The organism is Catellatospora coxensis, from assembly GCF_016862635.1.
In the GTDB taxonomy this organism is placed as follows: Bacteria; Actinomycetota; Actinomycetes; order Mycobacteriales; family Micromonosporaceae; genus Catellatospora; species Catellatospora coxensis.
Genome location: NZ_BONI01000065.1, coordinates 37,027 through 55,130, shown reverse-complemented (window position 1 = coordinate 55,130; position 18,104 = coordinate 37,027). Strand labels below are relative to the sequence as shown.

General features: G+C 70.8%; 10 protein-coding genes and 1 pseudogene. 5 read left to right on the top strand and 6 right to left on the bottom strand.

The annotated features are described in order from the left end of the window. Window positions 1-239 precede the first annotated feature (239 nt). Complete coding sequence (locus Cco03nite_RS30760; RefSeq protein ID WP_239167794.1) at window positions 240-2,330, bottom strand: endo-1,4-beta-xylanase; 2,091 nt, start codon at window positions 2,328-2,330, stop codon at window positions 240-242. Window positions 2,331-2,523: 193 nt separating this feature from the next. Here Cco03nite_RS30760 and Cco03nite_RS30755 point away from each other — a divergent pair, with 193 nt between their 5' ends. After that, entirely contained in the window at window positions 2,524-3,168 is a 645-nt protein-coding gene (locus Cco03nite_RS30755) for a hemerythrin domain-containing protein (protein ID WP_203696477.1), read from the top strand. Window positions 3,169-3,318: 150 nt separating this feature from the next. On the opposite strand, the gene uvrB is transcribed toward Cco03nite_RS30755, so the two are convergent. After that, on the bottom strand, window positions 3,319-5,475 hold the full coding sequence (gene uvrB, locus Cco03nite_RS30750) for an excinuclease ABC subunit UvrB (RefSeq protein WP_203696475.1): 2,157 nt from the start codon (window positions 5,473-5,475) through the stop codon (window positions 3,319-3,321). 389 nt (window positions 5,476-5,864) lie between these two features. On the opposite strand from uvrB, the gene Cco03nite_RS30745 reads away from it, so the two are divergent. Then, window positions 5,865-7,637: a hypothetical protein gene (locus Cco03nite_RS30745; RefSeq protein WP_203696473.1), complete on the top strand. Its 1,773-nt coding sequence runs from the start codon at window positions 5,865-5,867 to the stop codon at window positions 7,635-7,637. Window positions 7,638-7,833: 196 nt separating this feature from the next. Here Cco03nite_RS30745 and coaE read toward each other — a convergent pair. Beyond that, window positions 7,834-8,421: pseudogene (coaE, locus tag Cco03nite_RS30740) on the bottom strand (dephospho-CoA kinase); the annotation flags it as partial. 309 nt (window positions 8,422-8,730) lie between these two features. After that, entirely contained in the window at window positions 8,731-10,212 is a 1,482-nt protein-coding gene (gene rpsA, locus Cco03nite_RS30735) for a 30S ribosomal protein S1 (RefSeq protein ID WP_203696469.1), read from the bottom strand. A gap of 353 nt (window positions 10,213-10,565) precedes the next feature. On the opposite strand from rpsA, the gene Cco03nite_RS30730 reads away from it, so the two are divergent. The 3 genes from Cco03nite_RS30730 to Cco03nite_RS30720 all read left to right on the top strand — a co-directional run bounded on the left by Cco03nite_RS30730 (window position 10,566) and on the right by Cco03nite_RS30720 (window position 14,474). Further along, window positions 10,566-11,375: a class I SAM-dependent methyltransferase gene (locus Cco03nite_RS30730; RefSeq protein ID WP_239167795.1), complete on the top strand. Its 810-nt coding sequence runs from the start codon at window positions 10,566-10,568 to the stop codon at window positions 11,373-11,375. A gap of 269 nt (window positions 11,376-11,644) precedes the next feature. Continuing rightward, a complete protein-coding gene (locus Cco03nite_RS30725) occupies window positions 11,645-13,123 on the top strand; it encodes an amino acid permease (RefSeq protein WP_239167793.1) in 1,479 nt (492 codons plus the stop codon). 142 nt (window positions 13,124-13,265) lie between these two features. Beyond that, window positions 13,266-14,474, top strand: a complete 1,209-nt coding sequence (locus tag Cco03nite_RS30720) for a S8 family peptidase (protein ID WP_203696465.1) — start codon at window positions 13,266-13,268, stop codon at window positions 14,472-14,474. A 266-nt stretch (window positions 14,475-14,740) separates the two neighbouring features. Here Cco03nite_RS30720 and Cco03nite_RS30715 read toward each other — a convergent pair whose 3' ends face one another. Beyond that, complete coding sequence (locus Cco03nite_RS30715) at window positions 14,741-15,247, bottom strand: gluconokinase (protein WP_239167792.1); 507 nt, start codon at window positions 15,245-15,247, stop codon at window positions 14,741-14,743. A gap of 98 nt (window positions 15,248-15,345) precedes the next feature. Next, the gene (polA, locus tag Cco03nite_RS30710) at window positions 15,346-18,012 is read right to left on the bottom strand and encodes a DNA polymerase I (RefSeq protein WP_203696463.1); all 2,667 of its coding nucleotides are present in this window, start codon (window positions 18,010-18,012) and stop codon (window positions 15,346-15,348) included. Window positions 18,013-18,104 lie beyond the last annotated feature (92 nt).

Here is an 18,104-nt window from a genome sequence, read left to right as displayed (position 1 = left end):
CAGGCCGCCGTCGACGGCGAGGCACCGGGCGGCCAGGCGGGACACGGCCGGCACGGCCTCGGCGGCCAGCGGGGTGAAGAGGGCGTCAACGTCGGTCACGGGACGCGAGCGTAGACGAGTTCGGCGCCGGCGGCACGGGATTTGCTCGGTGGCGACCCCGCGCGGGCACATGTCGCGCGGCGGGCCTACATCCTCTCTGCTGTGCGCACAGCAAAGAAGATGTAGGCCCGCGTAGAACGTCAGCCCTGCGTGCAGACGCTGCCGTTGAGAGTGAACGTCGCCGGGGCCGGGTTGGACCCGCTCCAGCTGCTCAGGAAGCCGAAGGAGGCGGTGCCGCCGTTCGCGCCGATCGCGGCGTTCCAGGCCGCGTTCGTGATCGTCACGTTCGCCCCGCTCTGCGCGTACACGCTGCTCCAGGACTGGTTCACGACCTGGCCGTTGGCGAACGTCCAGCGCAGCGCCCAGCCGTTGACCGCCGCCGAGCCGGTGTTGGTGATCACCACGTCACCCTGGAAGCCGGTGTTCCACTGGTTGGTGACGGTGTACTTGACCCGGCACGATCCCGGCATCGGCGTGCCGCTCGGCGACGGCGACGCGCTGGCGCTCGGCGAGGCCGACGGACTGCGCGACGCCGACGGGCTCGGCGACGCGCTGGGGCTGGCCGACGCGCTCGGCGACGGCGAAGCGCTGCGGGACGGGCTCGGCGAGACCGACGCGCTCGGCGAGGCCTGCCCGGACGTGGTCGGCGAGGCCCCGCCGATGATCGACCAGTACGCCGGCTTGGCCTGCAGCTGCACGTCGAACAGCAGCGGGAAGTCCTTGCGGCTCACCGGGTAGCTGTCCAGCCAGGTCTCGTCGTCGGCCAGGCCCCACAGCGTCACCGAGGTGATGTTCGCCTTGTACTTGCGGAACACGTCGAACCAGGCCTTGTAGCGCGCGGCCTGGCTGGCCAGCCGGTCCGCGGGCGGCGTGGTGAAGCTCTCCGAGCTGCTGGTGTAAATGCTGGCGTCCATCTCGGTGATCTGCTGCTCGACGCCGAGCGGGACGAACGTGGCGATCATCGAGTCGGTCTCCGCGCCGGTCGGCCAGGAGATGTTGCCGTGCTGCTGGTGGCCCACCCCGTCGATCGGCACACCCTCGGCCTTGAGCTGCGCGACCAGGTTGTACAGCTTGTCGCGCTTGGCCGGCACGTTGGTGTTGTAGTCGTTGATGAACAGCTTCGCGTTCGGCGCGACCTGCCGGGCCACCCGGAACGCGGTGCGGATGTAGTCCAGGCCGGTGATGGTGTACCAGGTGCTGCGGCGCAGGCCGTCCGACTGATTCTCGTCGATGACCTCGTTGACCACGTCCCACGCGGACACGTCGTCGGCGTACCGGCCGCCGACCGCGCGGATGTGCGCCTCCAGCCGGGCCAGCAGCAGCGTCTTGTTGGCCGCGGTCGCGGTCATCGGCTGCCCGCCGGCGTCGTTGAACACCCAGGCCGGGGTCTGGTTGTGCCAGACGAACGTGTGGCCGCGCACCTTCATGGCGTTGGCCCGCGCGAACGCGACGATCGCGTCGGCGTCGGTCCAGTTGTACACCCCCTCGGTGGGCTCGGTGGCGTCCCATTTCATCGCGTTGCCCGCGGTGACCGAGTTGAAGTGCTTGGCCAGCAGCTGGCCGCGCTCGGCGAGCAGCTGCGGGCGGCCGACCGCCGCGCCGATCGGGAAGTCGTTCGCGAACACCGACTTCAGCGACGGGATGTCGGTCTGGATCGGGCTCGGCGGCAGGTACGACAGGCTGAAGTCGTCGATGTGGAACGACGCCGTGCCGCTGACCGTCTCGACGTACACGGCGAAGAAGTCGGCGTCGTTGGCCAGGGTGTAGCCGCCGGTCAGCTGGGTCCAGCCGCCGTCGGTGACGGTGGTGCTGTTGACGACCTGCTCGTAATTGGCGGTGCCCTGCCAGCGGCGCTCGACGCTCATCCGCAGCTGCACGCTGCCCGCCCCGGCGGCGGCGCGCGCCCAGACCGAGTACGTGTAGCGGGTGCCGCGGGCGACCGTGGTCAGCAGGTCCCGGCTGGGACCGTTCCAGGCCGCGGTGCGGCCCGAGGTGAGCAGGCTGCGGGTGCCGGTGCGGGCGACGGCGGAGCTGTTCTCGACGAGCTCGACGGTGCCGCGCCGGGCCCAGCCCTGGACGGTGCCGTCCTCGAAACCGCTGGACAGCACGGTCACCGGATCGGCGGCGCGGACCGGAGTGGAGGTGGCGGCGACCACGACCGCGAGCGCGGACAGGGTCAGCATGAGGACGCCGAGCGTGGCACGCCCGGCTCTGGAGGAGAGTGTGGGCACTGTGGGGATCCTGTTCCGGAAGGATTCATGCGCGAACGGACGCACACACCACTGCCCTTGGCGGTCGGACCGACCACGCCGAGAAGACGACCGCCGTAGCCCGGAGGCGATCGGCGTCGATGCTATGAGCTACGCCCGGCGGCGTCAAACCCGGTCAGGTTTGCTCGATGCCCGGCCCGGGTAGCTCCGCGACATGAGCGCTGAGCTGCCACCACTACCGCCTTTGTCCCCCGAGGCCGAAGCCCAGTACACCCCCGCCGGGCAGAGCATCGTCGACATGCTGGCCGACGAGCACCGGCAGATCACCCGGCTCTCCGCGGAGCTGGCCGGTGAGGCCGCGACGGCCTCACCGGCCCGGCGCCGCCAGGTCGCCGAGGTGGTGACCGCCGTCGTCAGCCGGCACCTCGCGGCCGAGGAGCAGTACCTGCTGCCCACGGTGAAGAGCCTGTTCCCCGACGGCGACGACCTGGTCAACCGGGAACTCGCCGAGGACGGCGCGATCCGCCAGGTGCTGCAGACGCTGTCGGTCATGCCCGCCGAGGACGAGGGCTTCCAGAACCTCGCCCTGGAGGTCGACGCCCACCTGCGCCGCCACAAGCACACCGCCGACCGCCGCATCCACAGTCGGCTGAAGGAACTCGCCGACGACGACGAGCTGATCCGCCTGGGCAACCGGGCCGCGATCGCCGAGGAGGCGGCGGGCACCCGCCCGCACCCCAAGTCGCCCAGCACCCCGCCGTGGAACAAGATCGTCGACCCGATGCTCGGCGTCGCCGACAAGCTCCGCGACGCCGTCACCGGCCGCCCCACCTACCCCGACCACCTCGATCCCCGGTGACCGCCCGCCCCACCGCTTCTGCCGCAACTTTTAAAGACCTGCGCACTCCCGGCCATCCGGAAGGCGCAGGTCTTTAAAAGTTGCGGCCCGTGTCGGGCGGCGGCCCGCCGTGCCGGGTGGCTGGCGGGCCGGGCGTGCGAAGGAGGCCGGTCAGGCGGCGGCGTCCATCTGGCGGAGTTCCTTCTTCAGCTCCGTGATCTCGTCGCGGATGCGGGCGGCGAGTTCGAACTGGAGCTCGGCGGCGGCGCCGAGCATCTGGTCGTTGAGCTCGCCGATCAGCTTGGTCAGCTCGACGCGGGCCATGCCCTCGGTCGCGGCGACGACCGCGCCGCGCTTCTCCGAGGTGGTACGCGCCTTCGAGCGCGTCCCCGGCACCGGGGCCTTGCCGCGCGACATCTGCCGGCCCGACCCGCCGATGATGTGTCCGCCCGGCCCGTGCCCGGCCAGCGCGGTGTCGGTGTCCTCGGCCTCGCGGTAGATGTCGTCGAGGATGTCGTGGATGCGCTTGCGCAGCGGCTGCGGATCCACGCCGTTGGCCTCGTTGTACGCCACCTGCTTGGCGCGGCGCCGGTTGGTCTCGTCGATCGCCGACGCCATCGATGGAGTGATCTTGTCGGCGTACATGTGGACCTCGCCGGACACGTTTCGCGCGGCCCGGCCGATGGTCTGGATCAGCGAGGTGCCGCTGCGCAGGAAGCCCTCCTTGTCCGCGTCGAGGATCGCCACCAGCGACACCTCGGGCAGGTCCAGGCCCTCGCGCAGCAGGTTGATGCCGACCAGCACGTCGAACTCGCCGATGCGCAGCTCCTTGAGCAGCTCCACCCGGCGCAGCGTGTCCACCTCGGAGTGCAGGTAACGCACCCGGATGCCGTTCTCCAGCAGGTAGTCGGTCAGGTCCTCGGACATCTTCTTGGTCAGCGTGGTGACCAGGACCCGCTCGTCGCGCTCGGTGCGCAGCCGGATCTCGTGCATCAGATCGTCGATCTGGCCCTTGGTCGGCTTGACCACCACCTGCGGGTCGACCAGACCGGTCGGGCGGATCACCTGCTCGACGAACTCGCCCTGCGCCTGCTTGAGCTCCCACGGCCCCGGGGTCGCGGACAGGAAGACCATCTGGCCCACCCGCTCCAGGAACTCGTCGAAGCGCAGCGGCCGGTTGTCCTGCGCGCTGGGCAGCCGGAAGCCGTGCTCGACCAGCACCCGCTTGCGCGAGGCGTCGCCCTCGTACATGCCGCCGATCTGCGGGATGGTCACGTGCGACTCGTCGATGACGGTGACGAAGTCGTCCGGGAAGTAGTCGAGCAGCGCGTGCGGCGGGCTGCCCTGCTCGCGGCCGTCGATGTGGCGCGAGTAGTTCTCGATGCCGTTGCAGAAGCCGACCTGGCGCATCATCTCCAGGTCGTACGTGGTGCGCATGCGCAGCCGCTGCGCCTCCAGCAGCTTGCCCTGCTGGTCGAGCTCGGCCAGGCGCTCCTCCAGCTCGGCCTCGATGCCGGCGATCGCCCGCTCCATGCGTTCGGGCCCGGCCGCGTAGTGCGTCGCCGGGAAGATCATCATCTGGTCGACGTCCTTGATGACGTCGCCGGTGAGCGGGTGCAGGTAGGACAGCCGCTCGATCTCGTCGCCGAAGAACTCGATGCGCAGCGCCAGCTCCTCGTACGCCGGAATGATCTCCAGCGTGTCGCCGCGGACCCGGAACGTGCCCCGGTTGAACGCCATGTCGTTGCGCGCGTACTGGATCTCCACCAACCGACGCAGCAGCTTGTCCCGGTCGATCTCCTCGCCGACCTTGACCTTGACGGCGCGCTCCAGGTATTCCTGCGGCGTGCCCAGGCCGTAGATCGCCGACACCGTCGCCACCACGATCACGTCGCGGCGGGTGAGCAGCGACATCGTCGCCGAGTGGCGCAGCCGCTCCACCTCCTCGTTGATCGAGGAGTCCTTCTCGATGTAGGTGTCGGTCTGCGGGATGTACGCCTCGGGCTGGTAGTAGTCGTAGTAGCTGACGAAGTACTCCACCGCGTTGTTGGGCAGCAGCTCGCGGAACTCCTTGGCCAGCTGGGCGGCCAGGGTCTTGTTCGGGGCCATCACCAGCGCCGGGCGCTGCAGCTTCTCGATGAGCCAGGCCGTGGTCGCCGACTTGCCCGTGCCGGTGGCGCCCAGCAGCACCGAGTGCTTGTCGCCGCGGCGCACCCGCTTGGCGAGCTCCTCGATGGCGGCGGGCTGGTCACCGGCGGGCACGTAGTCGCTGATGACCTGGAACGTCCCGTCCAGGCGGGGGATCGTGGCGGCGGCGGTCTCACTCATGTGACCCAACCTACGCCGGGCGTGTGACACTCGCGCGAGCCGCTGTGCAGGTAAGCGGGGCTGGTGTGACGGTAGGTGAGTGACCGGCTCCAATATTGCGATTGTGTGTCATCAATCACCGCGATACCGTCGTGTGGTAGGCCGTTCGCGGCGGCCGTCCCAGAGCGACCGGACCTCCACACCGGCCGGTCATCACCTCTGGCGCACCGGTAGCAGCCTCGATCCGCCCCACCGCAGGATCGATGAGCGCACCGCTGCGGTCGCGCACACTGTGTGCGCCGACCGGCCGCCGCGGGCGGTCTTGACGTATCCGGGCACGCCCGGCCCCCGACGGCGACCCTGACCGGTTTGGCACGTCACCTCACCCGCCCCGGCCCGTTGCATCTCGCGTGGGAACCTCGACCAACGGACGACGCCGGATCCTCCACCTCCTCGCCGCGGGCGGGCTCCTGCTGGGCCTCGCCGCGACCATGACCGGCGGCCTGGCCTCCTGCTCGGCGGACAAGCCCGCCGTGGAGAAGAGCCGGCCGCTGAACAAGGGCGAACTCGAACGCCTCGCCGGCATGCGGGCGCGCAACTTCGCCGACGGCCGGGTCGGCCTGCGCGGCACCATCGGGCCGGGCAGCAAGCAGACCAAGGTCGACGGCTGGGTCGACTGGAAACGCCAGCTCGTCTACCTGTCCGTGGCCGGCACCGGGGCCGGGGCCGGCACGCTGCTGATCCAGGCCACGCCCGGGGTGGTCGCGATGCGCCCCGGCGCGCTGCCCGCGCCCGCGGCGTCGGGCCCCGCGCCGGAGTCGGCCCGCGAATCGGCCGCACCTGCCGCCTCACCCGCCGCGGCGACGTCTGCGGCCGCCGCCGCGGTCCCCGCCGGAAAGCCGCCGCTGATCGCGCCGGAGGACGGCTGGCGGGTGCGCCCGCTGCAGCTCGGCGGCGACGAGGAGCGGCCCATCGACAACCTGGTCGCCTTCCTGTTCCTGCTGGCCAAGCAGGAGGCCGACCCGACCGGGCCGCTCGGCGAGCTGCGCAACGAGTGGGTCCGCCGCGACACGTTCGACGGCGCCCCGGTGGACGTGCTGCTCGGCCCGGCGCTGCTGCCGCAGACCGCGCCCAGCGCGGCACCGTCCTCCTCCGGGATGTCGTCCACCTCCGCCGTGCCGTCCGCGGTCGCCTCGGCCGGGGTGTCCGCCTCCGCGGCGACCGCTCCGCGCACGGAGGCGACCACGGTGCCGTCCCCGACCGCTCCCGCCGCCTCCCCCGGCGCGCAGGCCTCCCCCGGGGCCGGTGCCTCGGCCGGCGCGGACGAGCCCACCAAGGCGAGCGCCAGCCCGTCGCCCGCCCCCGACCCGAAGTCGCTGGAGGCCAACGGCGGCGCGGTCGGCTACTGGCTGGACGCCAAGGGTTCCCTGGTACGCCTGGAGACGGTGCTCGGCGACGGCCTGCCGTCCGTGCTCGACCTGCAGCGCGGCCAGCAGCAGGAGTTCGTGCGCACGATGGCGCTCGGCGGCCGCGACAACAAGCCGACCGAGATCACCAAGGCCGAGGCGAAGGTGCTGTCCCAGCTGCGCCAGCGCAACCTGAAGGCCCGCGGCGGTGCGGTCACCGTGACCATGCCGGTCAACCCGGGCGTGCTGCGCACCGGCAAGGGCTGGCTGGACTGGCAGAAGCAGCTCGCGTACCTCGCCGTACGCGACCAGGACGACGAGAGCTACGACGTGCTGATGCATGCCGACCGCACCGGCATCGCCATCCGCAAACCCGGCAAGCGGGTGCCCGAGCAGCCGCCGCTGCCCGCGCCGACCGGCAAGTGGGAGCGGGCCGAGTGGGTCGTGCTGGGCAGCTCCGGCGAGATCACCGACCTGGACTACCTGATCTACGAGGCGCTGTCGCTGGCAGCCAACGTGCCCGACGACGCCGCGCACATCGCCAAGCACGGCCGCCGGTTGCGTGTCGACGTGCTGGGCAAGGTGCCGGTGGGCGTGTTCGAGCTGCCCAGCGCGGTCGAGACGAACGTGCCGGCGGGGCAGGCCCGGATGCGCTACTGGGTGGACAACTCGGGCGTGCTGAAGCGGCTGGAGCTGCGTACCGCCACGGGCGGTTTCGCCCAACTCGACCTGGACCTGAAGGACAAGCCGCCGGCTCTCCCGGCGAAGGTCAAGTAACCCGGCTTCACGAGGCCCGTGCCGCCCCGGCGGCGCGGGCCTTTCCCAGGCGAGCCCTCATGATCGCTCGACTTGCCTGGCACCTGTGCGTATCTTGACCGCGCTTTCGCCCACCTGCCGGGCAAGTCCGGCGATCATGCCCGTCGCGCTGGGCCGCGGCGCGAAACGCCGGCGGGCGCTGCCCGGAGGCGGGTCAGGGGCGCAGGCGCGTGTGCCAGACCTCGTCGACGGCGGCGTGCAGTTCCGCCAGCGTGCCCTCGTTCACGATCGCGACGTGGGCCGCGGCGCGCCGCTGCTCGTCGGTGGCCTGCGCCGCGATGCGGGCACGCGCCTCGTCCTCGGTCATGCCCCGGTCGCGCACCAGCCGGGCCACCCGGGTCGCCTCGTCGGCGAAGACCACGATGACCAGCTCGTACTGCGCGGCCAGTCCTGCCTCGATCAGCAGCGGCACGTCGTTGACGACGACCGTGTCGGGCGGCGCCGCGGCAGCCAGCTCCATCGTGCGGGCCCGTACCCGCGGGTGGATGATCGCCTCCAGGTCGCGGCGGGCCGTCTCGTCGCCGAACACGACCTTGCCGAGCGCCGGCCGGTCCAGCGCGCCGTCCGCGCCGAGCACCTGCTCCCCGAACCGGGCGACCACCTCGGCGAGCCCGTCCGTGCCGGGCGCGACGGCCTCGCGGGCCAGCCGGTCGGAGTCGATCACCACCGCGCCCAGCTCGGCCAGCCGCGCCGCCACCGCACTCTTACCGGACCCGATCCCGCCGGTCAGCCCCACCCATCGCACCGCCCCATGCTCGCACGCCCGCCCCGCCCGCAGCGCGCCCGCCCGCTCCACCCCCGGCGGCGCGCGAAGATCGCTGTTTCCGGTCAGCCGGTCAGGAATCCGCTGCCGAGCCGCAGCCTCGGCCCGAAAACAGCGATCTTCGCCAAGCCCGAGGTTAAGAAGGGCACCTTCCTCTACGGAAAACGATGGCAAGGTGCCCTTCCCATCCTCGCGGAGCGGGGCGGGGTGGAGATGCGAAGAGGGCGGCCCCCGACTCCGTGGAGTCGGGGGCCGCCCTCTTCGGGTCACTCAAGGCGTGAGGGGTGAACCTCAGGCCTTTCCGCCCGCCAGCTTCTCGCGCAGCGCGGCGAGGGCCTCGTCGGTGGCGAGGGTGCCGCTGGGCTCCTCCGCCGCCTTGGCCGGGGCCGGGGTCGAGGTCGACACGTTGCCGGTCGGGACCTCCGACGCGGCGGCAGCGTCGGCCGCGCGCGAGGTCTGGACCTGCTTGGTGTGCGCCTCCCAGCGCGCGCGGGCGTCAGCGTACTGCTGCTCCCAGATCTCGCGCTGCTTCTCGTAGCCCTCGAGCCACTCGCCCGTCTCCGGGTCGAAGCCCTCGGGGTAGATGTAGTTGCCCTCGTTGTCGTACGTGGCGGCCATGCCGTACAGCGTCGGGTCGAAGTGCTCCTCGCCCTCGACGAAGCCCTCGTTGGCCTGCTTGAGCGACAGCGAGATGCGGCGACGCTCGAGGTCGATGTCGATGACCTTGACCATCACGTCGGAGCCGACCTGAACGACCTGCTCCGGGATCTCCACGTGGCGCTCGGCCAGCTCGGAGATGTGCACCAGGCCCTCGATGCCGTCCTCGACCCGGACGAACGCACCGAACGGCACCAGCTTGGTGACCTTACCCGGCACGATCTGCGTGATCGCGTGGGTACGGGCGAACTGACGCCACGGGTCCTCCTGGGTCGCCTTCAGCGACAGGGAGACGCGCTCGCGGTCCAGGTCCACGTCGAGAACCTCGACCTCGACCTCGGTGCCGACCTCGACGACCTCGGACGGGTGGTCGATGTGCTTCCAGGACAGCTCCGACACGTGCACCAGACCGTCCACGCCGCCCAGGTCCACGAAGGCGCCGAAGTTGACGATCGAGGACACGACGCCCTTGCGGACCTGGCCCTTCTGGAGCTTGTTCAGGAACTCGGTGCGCACCTCGGACTGGGTCTGCTCGAGGTAGGCCCGGCGGGACAGGACCACGTTGTTGCGGTTCTTGTCCAGCTCGATGATCTTCGCCTCGAGCTCACGGCCGACGTACGGCTGCAGGTCGCGGACGCGGCGCATCTCGACGAGCGAGGCCGGCAGGAAGCCCCGCAGGCCGATGTCGAGGATGAGGCCACCCTTGACGACCTCGATGACGGAGCCACGGACGACGCCGTCGTCTTCCTTGATCTTCTCGATGGTGCCCCACGCACGCTCGTACTGCGCGCGCTTCTTGGAGAGGATCAGACGCCCCTCCTTGTCCTCCTTCTGGAGGACCAGGGCCTCGATGTGATCTCCGACGGAGACGACCTCAGCAGGGTCCACATCGTGCTTGATCGACAACTCGCGCGAGGGGATGACGCCCTCGGTCTTGTAGCCGATGTCGAGCAGGACCTCGTCCCGGTCGACCTTGACGACGGTGCCTTCGACAATGTCGCCGTCGTTGAAGTACTTGATGGTCTCGTCGATCGCGGCGAGGAAAGCCTCCTCAGAGCCGAGATCGTCGATGGTGACCCTGTTGGCGCTCGAGGTGGCCTCGATGCTGCTCGTCATGTGGACTGTTGCTCCGTCGGATGGATGTTCAGTGTGACCCAGTGGGTATTCCACTGCCGCTCCCGCTCGCCTACGCTCCGGTGATCCGGCGCGCTACGGGTCTGCTCCATGCCGAGAACCGCGGACGTGCGAGTGCATCGAACAGCTTACCGTGCCCATTACCACACGACGCAACCCCACCCCTCCCGTGACGCTCCCCTCTTCCTGATTCGGGGGACTGCAAGGCGATTGCGGGCGAATTGTTCTCTGCGTCACACCAGGTGCGCCGCCCCTGCCCGACCGGCTCGTACGCTGTCCGGGTGGAGATCCATCCCGTCGGCGACGACGACCTCGACCCGGACGGCGACTTCGAGATCGTCGAGTCCGGCCCCGGCGTGACCCGCCGCCCGGTCACGGCCGCGGAGAACCTGCGCGCCTCCCGCGGCTGGTGGGACGCCGACGCCGACAACTATCAGTCCGAGCACGGCGAGTTCCTGGGCGAGGCCGACTTCGTCTGGTGCCCCGAGGGGCTGCGCGAGGCCGACGCGAAGCTGCTCGGCGACGTCGCCGGGCGCCGGGTGCTGGAGCTGGGCTGCGGCGCGGCCGCCGCGGCACGCTGGCTGGCCGCCCAGGGCGCCGACGTGGTGGCGATGGACCTGTCCGCGGGCATGCTGCGCCACGCCGCCGAGGCCGCCGCGCGTACCGGCATCACGGTGCCGCTGGTGCAGGCCGACGCCTGTGCCCTGCCGTTCGCCGACGGGGCCTTCGACGTCGTGTGCACCGCGTTCGGCGCGGTGCCGTTCGTCGACGACTCGGCCCTGGTCATGCGCGAGGTGCACCGGGTGCTCAAGCCGGGCGGGCGCTGGGCCTTCTCGGTCACCCACCCGATGCGCTGGATCTTCCTCGACGACCCCACCGAGGGCGGCCTGCGGGCGGTGCACTCCTACTTCGACCGCCGGCCCTACGTCGAGTACGACGAGAGCGGCGCGGCGACCTACGTCGAGCACCACCGCACCATGGGCGACCGGCTGCGCGAGCTGCTGGGGGCCGGCTTCACGCTGATCGATCTGATCGAACCGGAGTGGCCCGCAGGCCACGAGCAGATCTGGGGCCAGTGGTCCCCGCTGCGCGGCCGGCTGTTCCCCGGCACGGCCGTCTTCGTGGCAGACAAGCCCGCGGCCTGAGCACCGCCGTCCCGCCACCGGCGACGCCACCTCCGCCGCCGCGATGCGTGATCGCCGTTTCCGGGCAAGAACTGTGGTCTGAACACCACTTCGTGACCGGAAACGGCGATCTTGCGCGCGCGCTGCGGGTCGCCTGCGGCGGGGACGGCCGGGATGCGGCCTGGCGGTGCAATTGCACTTTCCTCGAAACCGCGCGCGAACGGTGACGCCGGGCGGATGATCAGGGCGTGGCGATAGGGATATTCAGGACAAAGCGTGTCGAAGCCGAGATGGCCGAGACGATCGAGCCTGAACACAGACTCAAGAAGAACCTGAGCACCCTCGACCTGATCATCTTCGGCGTCGCCGTGATCATCGGTACCGGCATCTTCGTGCTGACCGGCCGCCAGGCCGCCGTCAACGCCGGTCCCGCGATCGTGATCTCGTTCGTGGTGGCCGGCATCGTCTGCGGCCTGGCCGCGCTCTGCTACGCCGAGTTCGCCTCGACCGTGCCGGTGGCCGGTTCGGCGTACACCTACTCCTACGCGACCCTGGGCGAGATCGTCGCCTGGATCATCGGGTGGGACCTGGTGCTCGAACTCGGCCTGGGCGCGGCCGTGGTGGCCCGCGGCTGGTCGGCGTACCTGGCGAACCTGCTGAGCCTGCCCGCCTGGGTGGCCGGCGAGAAGGCGATACCCGACTTCGGGGCGATCTTCATCGTGGCGGTCTGCACCTTCCTGGGCGTGCTGGGCACCAAGCTGTCGAGCCGGGTCTCCGGCGTACTGGTCGCGATCAAGGTGGCCGTGGTGCTGCTGGTGATCGTGGTGGGCGCCTTCTTCATCAAGTTCGCCAACTACAAGCCGTTCATCCCGCCGGCCGAGCCGACCGCGCAGACCGGCGCCTCGGTGTGGCACACCCCGCTGTCCCAGCTGCTGCTCGGCATCGAACCGGTGCACTTCGGCATCCCGGGCATCCTGGCCGCCGCGGCGATCGTCTTCTTCGCCTACATCGGCTTCGACATCGTGGCCACCACCGCCGAGGAGGTGCGCAACCCGCAACGGGACATGCCGCGCGGCATCATCGGCTCGCTGGTCATCTGCACCCTGCTCTACGTGCTGGTCTCGCTGGTCATCACCGGCATGGTGCACTACACGCAGCTGGCCGTCGACGCGCCGCTGGCGCACGCGTTCGACGTGGTCGGCCAGCCCTGGGTGGCCAAGCTGATCTCGCTCGGCGCGATCTGCGGCATCACCACCGTGGTGCTGGTGCTGCTGCTCGGCCAGGTGCGCGTGCTGTTCGCGATGTCCCGCGACGGCCTGCTGCCGATCGGCATGGCCAAGGTGCACCGCACCTACGGCACGCCGTACCTGATCACCATCGGGGTCGGCGTCGTCATCGCCCTGCTGGCCGCGTTCATCCCGCTGGAGAAGCTCTCCGAGCTGGTCAGCATCGGCACGCTGTTCGCCTTCTTCGTGGTCGCGCTCGGCGTGATCGTGCTACGCAAGACCCGTCCCGACCTGCCGCGCCCGTTCCGGGTGCCGTGGGTGCCGGTGTTGCCGATCCTGGCCGCGCTGGCGAGCCTGTGGCTGATGCTCAACCTGCCCGTCGACACCTGGGTCCGGTTCGCGGTCTGGATGCTGCTCGGCTTCATCATCTACTTCATCTACAGCTACCACCACAGCCGCGAACGGCCCGGCATCCGCTACGACCGGGAGCACGCGAAGACCTACGAGGGCACGGACCCCTACAAGGGGCCCAACGTCGAGTGAGTCCGTGGCACCGGGCGCCGCCCCACACCGGGGCGGCGCCCTCTTTTCGTGCCCCAGACATTGATTACTGTAACAATATCTATGTACTCTCCGAGCCAGCCGCCGTCCAAACAGGGCGGCGCCTGGTATTGGGGAGGAAGACGTGCCAACCAACCGGTCCTGGCGTGCCCGCCTACTGGCGTCCACCGCGATCACCGCCACCGCCCTGGCCACCGTCGTGGCCCTGCCGTCACCCGCGCTCGCCGCCGGCGCGCCCTACCGGGCGATCCCGGTCCCGATCACCGCCCCCGCCGCCGGCCCGGACGTCACCGTCATCCCGGGCGCCTACCTGGTCACCTTCCGCGCGGGCGCGGACCGCGGGGTCGCCCTGCGGGCGCTGCACACCACCGCCCGCGTCGACTTCGGGACCACCGTCAACGGCTTCGCCGCCGAGCTGAGCGCCGCCCAGGTGCGCGAGCTGTCGCACAGCGCCGACGTGCTGGCCATCGAGCGCGACGCCTGGCACCACAACGTGCTCGACACCACGCAGAGCAACCCGCCCGCGTGGGGCATCGACCGCATCGACCAGAGCGCGCTGCCGCTGTCGGCGAGCTACACGTACACCGCGACGGGCGCGGGCGTGCACGCGTACATCATCGACTCGGGCATCGACGCGTCCCACCCGAACTTCGGCACCCGGGCGTCGTTCGACTACAACTCGATCGACAGCAACAACACCGACTGCAACAGCCATGGCACGCACGTGGCCGGCACCATCGGCTCCACCTCGTACGGCGTGGCCAAGGCCGTACGGCTGCACGGCGTGAAGTGGCTCAACTGCGCCGGCAGCGGCACCACCTCATCGGCCGTCGCCGCGGTCAACTGGGTGCGCACCAACCACGTCAAGCCGGCCGTCGCCAACACCTCGTGGAACATGACGTACAGCTCGACGCTGGCCACGGCGCTGACCAACATGATGAACGCGGGCGTCTTCCTGGCCACCTCGGCCGGCAACACCGGCGGCAACTCCTGCGACCGGCTGCCCCGCAACCTGACCGCGTCGCTCGTCGTCGCGGCCACCACCTCCACCGACGCCCGCGCCAGCTACTCCTCCACCGGCTCCTGCGTCGACCTGTACGGCCCCGGCTCGGGCATCGTGTCGACGGTGCCCGGCGGCGGCACCGGCAGCAAGAACGGCACCTCGATGTCCACCCCGCACGCCGCCGGCATAGCCGCCCTCTACAAGGCCACCTACGGCGACGCCAGCCAGGCCACGGTTCACTCCTGGATCGTCACCAACGCCACCCCCAACGTGGTCACCGGCTCCCTCTCCGGCACCCCCAACCGCCTCCTCAACAAACTAACCCTCTGACCCCTCCCCTCCCCCGCGTTGATCATGAACTTATGGCACGGTTCGACGGCGTGTCGTGTCCACAACTTCATGATCGACGCAGGGTTCAACGACTCGACGCGCGACGGTCACGCGCGGGCGGGGCTGAGCCCGGGCGGGGCTGAGCGCGGGCCGGGCGCAGTGCGACCGGGAGGCCGGGAGGCCGGCCAGCATAGACGGTGGCCTATCACATCGAATCCGGGTAGATCGTTTTCGACGTGATAGGCCAACGTCTATCTACACGCGGGTCAGGCCCGGGACAGCGCCGCCACAGCCTGGTCGAGGATCTCCTCGGGACTGAGGGTGATCGGGACGACGATCGCGCCCTCGTCGGGGCCGGGGACTTCGAGGTCGGCGAGCTGCGAGTCGAGCAGGCGCGGGTTGAAGAAGTGCCCGGGGCGGCGCGACAGCCGCGAGGCCAGCAGTTCCCGGGAGCCGTCCAGGTACACCACGGCCAGGCCGGCCGCGGACTCGCGCAACAGGTCGCGGTAGGAGCGTTTGAGCGCGGAGCAGGCCAGCACCGCGGGGATGCCCTCGTCCTGCTGCCCGGCCAGCCATTGCGCGCACAGCCGCAGCCAGGGCGCGCGGTCCTCGTCGGTCAGCGGGATGCCCGCGGACATCTTCATCACGTTGGCCTGCGGGTGCAGGTCGTCGCCGTCGGCGAAGACGGCGCCGAGGCGCTTGGCCAGCTGCGTGCCGACGGTCGTCTTGCCGCTGCCGGACACTCCCATGACGAGTACGGTCGAAGCGCTCACGATCGTGACCCTAGCTCAGCCTGCCGCGCCGCGATCCGCGCATCGCCGCCGTCCCAGGTGGCGGGGCCGGACGGCCCGTCCCCGCCACCTGGCGACGATCAGTGGTCGGCCTCGTTCCAGTCGTGGCCCGCGCCCACGGAGACCTCCAGCGGCACGGACAGGTCCACCGCGCCGCCCATCTCCCGGCGCACCAGCGCCTCCAGCGCCACCCGCTCACCCGCGGCGACCTCGAACACCAGCTCGTCGTGGACCTGGAGCAGCATCCGCGAGGCCAGCCCCTCGGCCCGCAGCGCCTTGTCGACGCGGAGCATCGCGAGCTTGATGACGTCGGCGGCCGAGCCCTGGATCGGGGCGTTGAGCGCCATGCGCTCGGCCATCTCGCGCCGCTGCCGGTTGTCGCTGACCAGGTCGGGCAGGTAGCGGCGGCGGCCCAGGATGGTGGCCGTGTAACCGTCCTTGCGGGCCTGGTCGACGACCGCGTGCAGGTAGTCGCGCACGCCGCCGAAGCGGGCGAAGTAGTCCTCCATCAGCGCGGTCGCCTCCGCGGTGGAGATGCCCAGCTGCTGCGAGAGCCCGTACGCCGACAGGCCGTACGCCAGCCCGTACGACATGGCCTTGATCCTGCGCCGCTGCTCGGCGGTGACCTCGTCGGTCGCGAAGACCTTCGAGGCGACCGTGGTGTGCAGGTCCTCGCCGGAGGCGAAGGCCTCGATCAGGCCGGCGTCCTGCGACAGGTGCGCCATGATGCGCATCTCGATCTGGCTGTAGTCGGCCGTCAGCAGCGACTCGTAGCCGGGCCCGACCACGAAGGCGCGGCGGATGCGCCGGCCCTCCTCGGTGCGGATCGGCACGTTCTGCAGGTTCGGGTCGGTGCTGGACAGCCGGCCGGTGGCCGCCACGGTCTGGAAGAACGTGGTGTGGATGCGGCCGTCGTCGCTGACCGACTTGAGCAGGCCGTCCACCGTCGACTTCAGCTTGGCCACGTCGCGGTGGCGCAGCAGGTGCTCCAGCACCGGGTGCCCGGTCTGCGCGAACAGCCACTGCAGCGCGTCGGCGTCGGTGGTGTACCCCGTCTTGATCTTCTTGGTCTTGGGCAGGTTCAGCTCGCCGAACAGGATCTCCTGCAGCTGCTTGGGCGAGCCGAGGTTGAACTCGCGGCCCACGTCGCCGTACGCGGCCTGCGCCGCCGCCTTCACCTCGCCCGCGAACTGGGCCTCCAGCTCGGTCAGGTAGTCGGTGTCGGCGGCGATGCCGACCCGCTCCATCGCGGCCAGCACCGGCACCAGCGGCAGCTCCACGTCGGCCAGCAGCCGGTCGCCGTCGCCGCGGTCCAGCTCGCCGCCCAGCGCCTCGACCAGGTCGAGGGTCGCCCGGGCGCGCAGCATCAGCGCCTCCTCGGCGGCGTGGTCGGCGGTGCCGTCGCCGAAGTCCAGCGCCAGCTGGCCGGTGTCGTTGGCCTCGGCGCGCAGCTCCCGGTGCAGGTAGCGCACCGCCAGGTCGGCCAGGTCGTAGGAGCGCTGGTCGGGACGGGCCAGGTAGGCCGCGAGGGCGGTGTCGCTGGTCAGCCCGTTCAGCTCCCAGCCGCGGGCCTGCAACGCCAGCAGCGCCGGCTTCGCGTCGTGCAGCACCTTGGGCCGCGCCGGGTCGGCCAGCCAGGCGGCCAGCGCCGCGTCGTCGGCGGCTTCCAGGTCGGTCGGGTCGACCCAGACCGCGGTGTGGTCGGCGGCCAGCGCCAGCCCGGTCAGCGTGCCGGTGCCCCGGCCGAACGTGCCGCTGACGGCGACGCCGACCGGCCCGGGCGCCTGCTCGGCCAGCCACGCGGCCAGCGCGCCGGGCTCGGTGAGCACCGTGCCGTCGATCTCGAAGCCCGCCTCGGCCTCCGGCTCGGCGGTGTCGAGGTACTGGTACAGCCGCTCGCGCAGCACCCGGAACTGCAGCGTGTCGAAGACCTGGTGCACGGCCTCGCGGTCCCAGGTGGTCCAGTGCGAGGACGGCACGTCCAGCGGCAGGTCGAGGTCGTCGCGCAGCTCGTTGATCTGGTGGTTGCGCATCACCCCGGCCAGGTGCTCGCGCAGGCTCTCGCCCGCCTTGCCCTTGATCTCGTCGACGCGGGCGATGACGCCGTCGAGGCCGTCGTACTGGTTGATCCACTTGGCGGCGGTCTTCGGGCCCACGCCCGGCACGCCGGGCAGGTTGTCGCTGGACTCGCCGACCAGCGCGGCCAGATCCCGGTAGCGCTCCGGGCCGACGCCGTACTTCTCCAGCACCGCGGCCGGGTCCATGCGGGCCAGGTCGGACACGCCCTTGCGCGGGTACAGCACCGTGACGTCCTTGGTGACCAGCTGGAACGCGTCGCGGTCGCCGGTGCAGATCAGCACCCGCATGCCGGCCTCGCGGCCCTGCCGGGCGAGCGTGGCGATGATGTCGTCGGCCTCGTAGCCGGCCAGCTGCACGTGCTTGACCTGCAGCGCGTCCAGCACCTCCTGGACCAGGCTGACCTGCCCCTTGAAGTCGGTCGGGGTCTCCGAGCGGCCGGCCTTGTACTCCGCGTACTGCTCGGTGCGGAAGGACTGGCGCGACACGTCGAAGGCGACGGCGATGTGGGTGGGCTTCTCGTCGCGCAGCACGTTGATCAGCATCGAGGTGAAGCCGTACACGGCGTTGGTGGGCTGCCCCGTCGAGGTCGCGAAGTTCTCCACGGGCAGCGCGAAGAACGCCCGGTAAGCCAGCGAATGCCCATCCAGCAGCAGCAGCGTCTCAGTCACCCGAAGAGCTTATGCCCTCCCCCCGACGCCCTCCCTCAGCGCCGCCTCACCCCCGCCTCCCCCGCCCGCCCCGACCGCCCCGACCGCCCCGA